This window comes from Methylocystis sp. (assembly GCF_051062815.1).
Classification (GTDB): Bacteria; Pseudomonadota; Alphaproteobacteria; order Rhizobiales; family Beijerinckiaceae; genus Methylocystis.
This window is the reverse complement of the sequence record NZ_JBPFDU010000020.1, coordinates 1-4,437: the sequence shown is the minus strand read 5'-3', so window position 1 is coordinate 4,437 and position 4,437 is coordinate 1. Positions and strand designations below refer to the sequence as shown.

Sequence of the window (4,437 nt, the reverse complement as noted above, 5' to 3'; positions counted from 1 at the left end):
GGGCCTGTTCGTGCGAACCATCGGCCTGGCGCGGGCGCGGCTCAAGATCGGGCTCGCCAATCTCGCCTACAACATGCGCCGCTTCGTCTGGCTGCACGAGCGAGGCGCACCCGCGTAAGGAATATGAGCGACGGGAATGGCCGCCGCTCTTCAAGCAACGACACACGGGACGCAGCAGGCCAAATATCACCCTGCGCGAAGACGTCGGACCGCGTCATGCCGCGCTATCGACCCCAGAAAACAGGGTTATTGGAGGTGTCCAACTGGCCGCCCAATGAGCGGCGCAACGTCGATGCCGCGCGCGTCCTTGCGGTCGGTCTTGACCGTCATGGCCGACAGCGCCGCCTTGACGTGTCGGGTCTCCAAAAGAACCGCCTCGAAACCGGCTTGCGCCAGCCCGGCGTAAAGCCATTGCGACAGCGGCCCGGCTTCGATCCCGATCCGAGCCACCGGAAGGCCCAACTTCTTGAAGAAGGCGACGAGCGCATCGGGATCGCTCGCGATTTTTGCTTTCCTCACGATCTTGCCCTTCGCATCCACGATGCAAACGCTAGAGAGTTCCAAAGACACGTCGATACCGGCATAATGTTCCACGGCTGTTCTCCCTGATGCTTGGGGCCGGTGCGCAACCAGGACCCCGTTTCACCATCATACGGGGGACAGCCACTGCCTTCGCCGGAGGCCCAGGGGGGTCATTACGGCATCTAAGCCGCGTCAAGTAGGGCTGCGCGCGGGTTTCGCAGGGGTCTGAAGCCGGTTCCGAGGATTTCTGCCGGCCAGACGTAATCGCCGTTGAAGGCGATGTGCTCCCATCCGAGCGGGGCGATATGGGCGAGAAACTCGTCGGGGATGGGTTCTCCCCGCGCGCGCATCTCGTCGACGGCACGCCCGAGATAGACGGTGTTCCAGAGGATGATGGGTATGCATCCGGCGTGGGCCGCAGGGGATGATTTCAGGTTGCGTCAGGCGCCGGCGCGCGACTTCAAATCTTTGTGGACCTCGATCAGCTCGACGAGAGTCTCGATGCCGAAGTCGGTGAACGCGAGAACGCCGTCGTCCCCGACGCCATAGACCCAGACGACGCCGTCCTCGGTGTCCATTTCGAGAGCGACATCGTGAATGAAGTCGACGTTCTCACCGAGACGTGCGGCGACGCGCTCGACGGTCGTGACGTGATCGACCTTGTTGACGTGCATGCTCAGGCCGCCAGCGCCGACGCACGCGGAGCCGCCAATCGCCAGTTCCACGGCAGCAACTCGTCCAGCCGGTGAGCGGGATGCGCGGCGATACGCGAGAGGACGTCGGCGAGCCAGGTCTGCGGATCGACGCCATTCATCTTCGCCGTGACGATGAGGCTGTACATGGCGGCGGCACGCTGGCCCCCGCGATCTGAACCGCAGAACAACCACGATTTTCTTCCCAAAGCGATGCCGCGCAGGCCGCGTTCGGCAGCATTATTGGAGAGGCAAACGCGCCCGTCTTCGAGGAACAGTGTGAAGGCGGGCCAGCGCTTCAGCATGTATTGCATCGCTTTGGCGAGGTCGTGTCCGCGTGAGAGTTTCGCGACTTGCTCTCGCATGTAAGTCCGGAGCGCGTCGACCAGCGGCCGGCTCTCGTTACGACGAACAGCAAGCCGTTCCTCGGGGCTCTTGCCGTTGATCGATCTCTCGATGGCGAACAGCGCGTCGATGCGACGCACGATTTCCATAGCGATCGGCGAGAGGGGCATTTCCTTTTTCCCGGCCGCCTTGCGACGCGCGTTCGCCTCGATGTCGGCCATGGCGAAGAAGGGCCGTCGCGCGTGGCTCCAGCACGCCGCCTCGTGGATCGGGCCGGGCGCGCGCCCCGCCAGATACAGCCGGTTGTAGCCGTCATAGGCGTCCGCTTGCAGGATGCCGGAATAAGTCGACAGATGGCCCTGCGGATGTTCGCCGCGCCGATCGCGCGAGTAATAGAACATCGCCGCCGGCGGCCCGGCGCCGCCGAAGGGCGCGTCGTCGCGGACATAGACCCAGCACCGGCCCGTGTCCGTCTTGCCCTTCGCCAAGACTGGAACCGTAGTGTCATCCCCATGCAACCGTTCGGCGGCGAGGACATGCGCCTCGACGAGACGCAGCAGCGGCTCGAGCGCCGCACAGACGGAGCCGACTGCGTCGGCCATGGTCGACAGCGCGATCGGCGCGCCCTCGAGCGCATAGCGCTCGGCCTGCCGGTTCAGCGGCTGATGCTGGCCGAACTTCTCGAACACGATCATCGCGAGCAGGCTCGGACCCGCCCAGCCGCGCGCGACGACATGGAACGGCGCCGGCGACTGCGTGATCTTCTCGCAGTCGCGGCATGTGAACTTCTCCCGCACGGTTTCGATGACCTTCCACTGGCGCGGCGTCGTCTCCAGCGTCCGCGTCACGTCCTCGCCGAGCTTGCGCAAACGCGCGCCGCCGCAACAGGCGCAGGCTTTCGGCGCCTCGGTCACGACGCGCTCGCGCGGCAGATGGTCGGGGAAGGTGTCGCGCTCCGGTCGCTTGCGCTCGAAGCCAGCGACCGTCGTCGTTTTGGCGACAGCGCGCTCCGCGGCGAGTTCGTCTTCCGTCGCGCTCGTTTCCAGCTCTTCGAGTTCGAGCGACAACTGATCGAGCAGCCTCGCCGACCGCTCTGACTTCTGCCCGTAGATCTGGCGCTGCAATTTGGCGATCTGGAGCTTTTGCGCAGCGATCAGCGCCATGTCTTCCGACGCCTTCGCCCGCGCGACGGCGAGTTCCGCCTTCAGCGCGGCGTTTTCATCGAGAAGAGCGGCGGCGTCCATGACCTGAAGTGAATCACGAATCCAGCGATTCGAGGCGCCCCAAAATGCCCCCGTGCCCGGATTTTTCGCGCCTCACCCCGCGCTTTGCGGCCTGTAGGTGGGTTGCGGATTTCGCCAGTCGATTCCTTCCAACATATAGGCCATCTGCCCGGCCGAGATCGACACCGCGCCCGCGCTCGCCGCAGGCCAGATGAACTTTCCGCGGTCGAGTCGCTTGGCGTAAAGCGACAGGCCGATCCCGTCATGCCAGAGGATTTTGGCGAGATCGCCGCGGCGCCCGCGGAAGATGTAGAGATCGCCCGCATGCGGGTCGCGCTTCAACTGCTCTTGCACCTGAAGGGCAAGACCATGCATGCCGCGTCGCATGTCGGTGTGACCGGTCGCGATCCAGACCCGGCAGCCCGCTGGCAGCGGGATCATCGCCGCAGCGCTTTCACCACCCGCGACAGCGCTGCTGTCTCGACATCGGACCACACGATGATCCGATCCCCCTCGGCGAGGACGATCTCCATTTGGCCGGTCGACCCTGGAGCGGAATTTTCTGTCGGCGTGTCCGGCGTGATCGTCACGGGCAGAATCGGCGCGAGTTCCTGCAGCGCGGTCGGCTCGACGCCAAATTGCCGCCGCCAGGTGAAGAGCTGGTTAGCGTTGAGGTCGTACCGTCGCGCGACTTCGGCGATCGAAGCCCCATCCTCAAGGCTCTCGTCGACGATTCGGCGCTTCTCCTCCAGAGCCCATGATCGACGCTTGCGCCTGAGCGCCACCGGATCGTCATTGTTGCTCGACATCGGAGATAGTGTCCGCTTGTAATTGAAATGGACACGATCATCGCGCCACCCGTCAGGCAGCTATCTCAAAAACCGACATCAATGCCAGGCGGCCCACGGCGGAGGGATACGATGATGGCGGCGACTGCGAGATTGAGGCCGAGCGCTGATTTTCGAAGGTGCGGTCGCGGATTTCGCCGAGACGATGGAAGAACACCGCCCTTGCGAGCGCGTTGCGGGCCTCGCCCTTGTTGAGGCGGCGTTGGCGCGGCGGCGCAAGGCCGGGTCGCTGATCCAGTCGAGCATGAACAGCGTGCACTCCAGGCGTCCGATTTCTCGCAGCGCCTTGGCGATGGCGTTCTGCCGCGGATAGGCGGCGAGACGGCGCATGAGCGCGGAAGGCGCGACCGTTCCGGCCCTGATCGAGGCGCCCGACCGCAGGATTTCATCCCAGTTGTCGCCCACGACACGCATGTCGATCGCGCCGCCGATGATTGGGGTGAGCGCTTTGTACTCCGTGCTATGGCGCGACAATCTGAGTGACAGATGGGGTGATTGGGGTCTTGGCCGAGGTGTGATGAAGGCGGCTGCTCCTGTCGAGATGTGAGAACGTGGTCGGTGTCGAATCGCCACGAGCATCGGGAAGGAGCAGCCATGAAGTATAGAGCTGGTCCCGGTTGTTTGAACAGCGCCCCGCGGAAGTTAAGTGGATTCCTGCCGGGTTATTCTGAATGCGGGGCCTTGCGATTTTGATGCGGCGTCGGGAGGGCGAAGCCCGACCAGAGCTGCATCAAAATCGTCGCGACGGTTATGCCGCCGCCGCGATTATCCTTGCGCCGAAGTAAGCCTCGTCCGGGGTGCGCCGGT

The 4,437-nt window shown here is 64.3% G+C and carries 4 protein-coding genes and 4 pseudogenes; 1 reads left to right on the top strand and 7 read right to left on the bottom strand.

Annotated features, from left to right (window positions below):
* A pseudogene (locus ACR65W_RS02235) lies at positions 1-118 on the top strand (IS5/IS1182 family transposase); the annotation flags it as partial.
* A 173-nt stretch (positions 119-291) separates the two neighbouring features.
* On the opposite strand, the pseudogene ACR65W_RS02230 reads toward ACR65W_RS02235, so the two are convergent.
* The 7 genes and pseudogenes from ACR65W_RS02230 to ACR65W_RS02200 all read right to left on the bottom strand — a co-directional run.
* Positions 292-594, bottom strand: a pseudogene (locus ACR65W_RS02230) (IS110 family transposase); the annotation flags it as partial.
* Positions 595-704: 110 nt separating this feature from the next.
* Positions 705-917 (bottom strand): annotated as a pseudogene (locus ACR65W_RS02225) (Tn3 family transposase); the annotation flags it as partial.
* A 45-nt stretch (positions 918-962) separates the two neighbouring features.
* Entirely contained in the window at positions 963-1,196 is a 234-nt protein-coding gene (locus ACR65W_RS02220; protein WP_434498890.1) for a hypothetical protein, read from the bottom strand.
* A 2-nt stretch (positions 1,197-1,198) separates the two neighbouring features.
* The gene (tnpC, locus tag ACR65W_RS02215; RefSeq protein WP_434498891.1) at positions 1,199-2,803 is read right to left on the bottom strand and encodes an IS66 family transposase; all 1,605 of its coding nucleotides are present in this window, start codon (positions 2,801-2,803) and stop codon (positions 1,199-1,201) included.
* A 72-nt stretch (positions 2,804-2,875) separates the two neighbouring features.
* Complete coding sequence (tnpB, locus tag ACR65W_RS02210; protein ID WP_434498892.1) at positions 2,876-3,223, bottom strand: IS66 family insertion sequence element accessory protein TnpB; 348 nt, start codon at positions 3,221-3,223, stop codon at positions 2,876-2,878.
* On the bottom strand, positions 3,220-3,591 hold the full coding sequence (tnpA, locus tag ACR65W_RS02205; RefSeq protein WP_434498893.1) for an IS66-like element accessory protein TnpA: 372 nt from the start codon (positions 3,589-3,591) through the stop codon (positions 3,220-3,222). Before tnpA ends, tnpB begins: the two co-directional genes overlap by 4 nt.
* Before the next feature lie 142 nt (positions 3,592-3,733).
* Positions 3,734-4,074, bottom strand: a pseudogene (locus ACR65W_RS02200) (Tn3 family transposase); the annotation flags it as partial.
* Between the last annotated feature and the right edge of the window lie 363 nt (positions 4,075-4,437).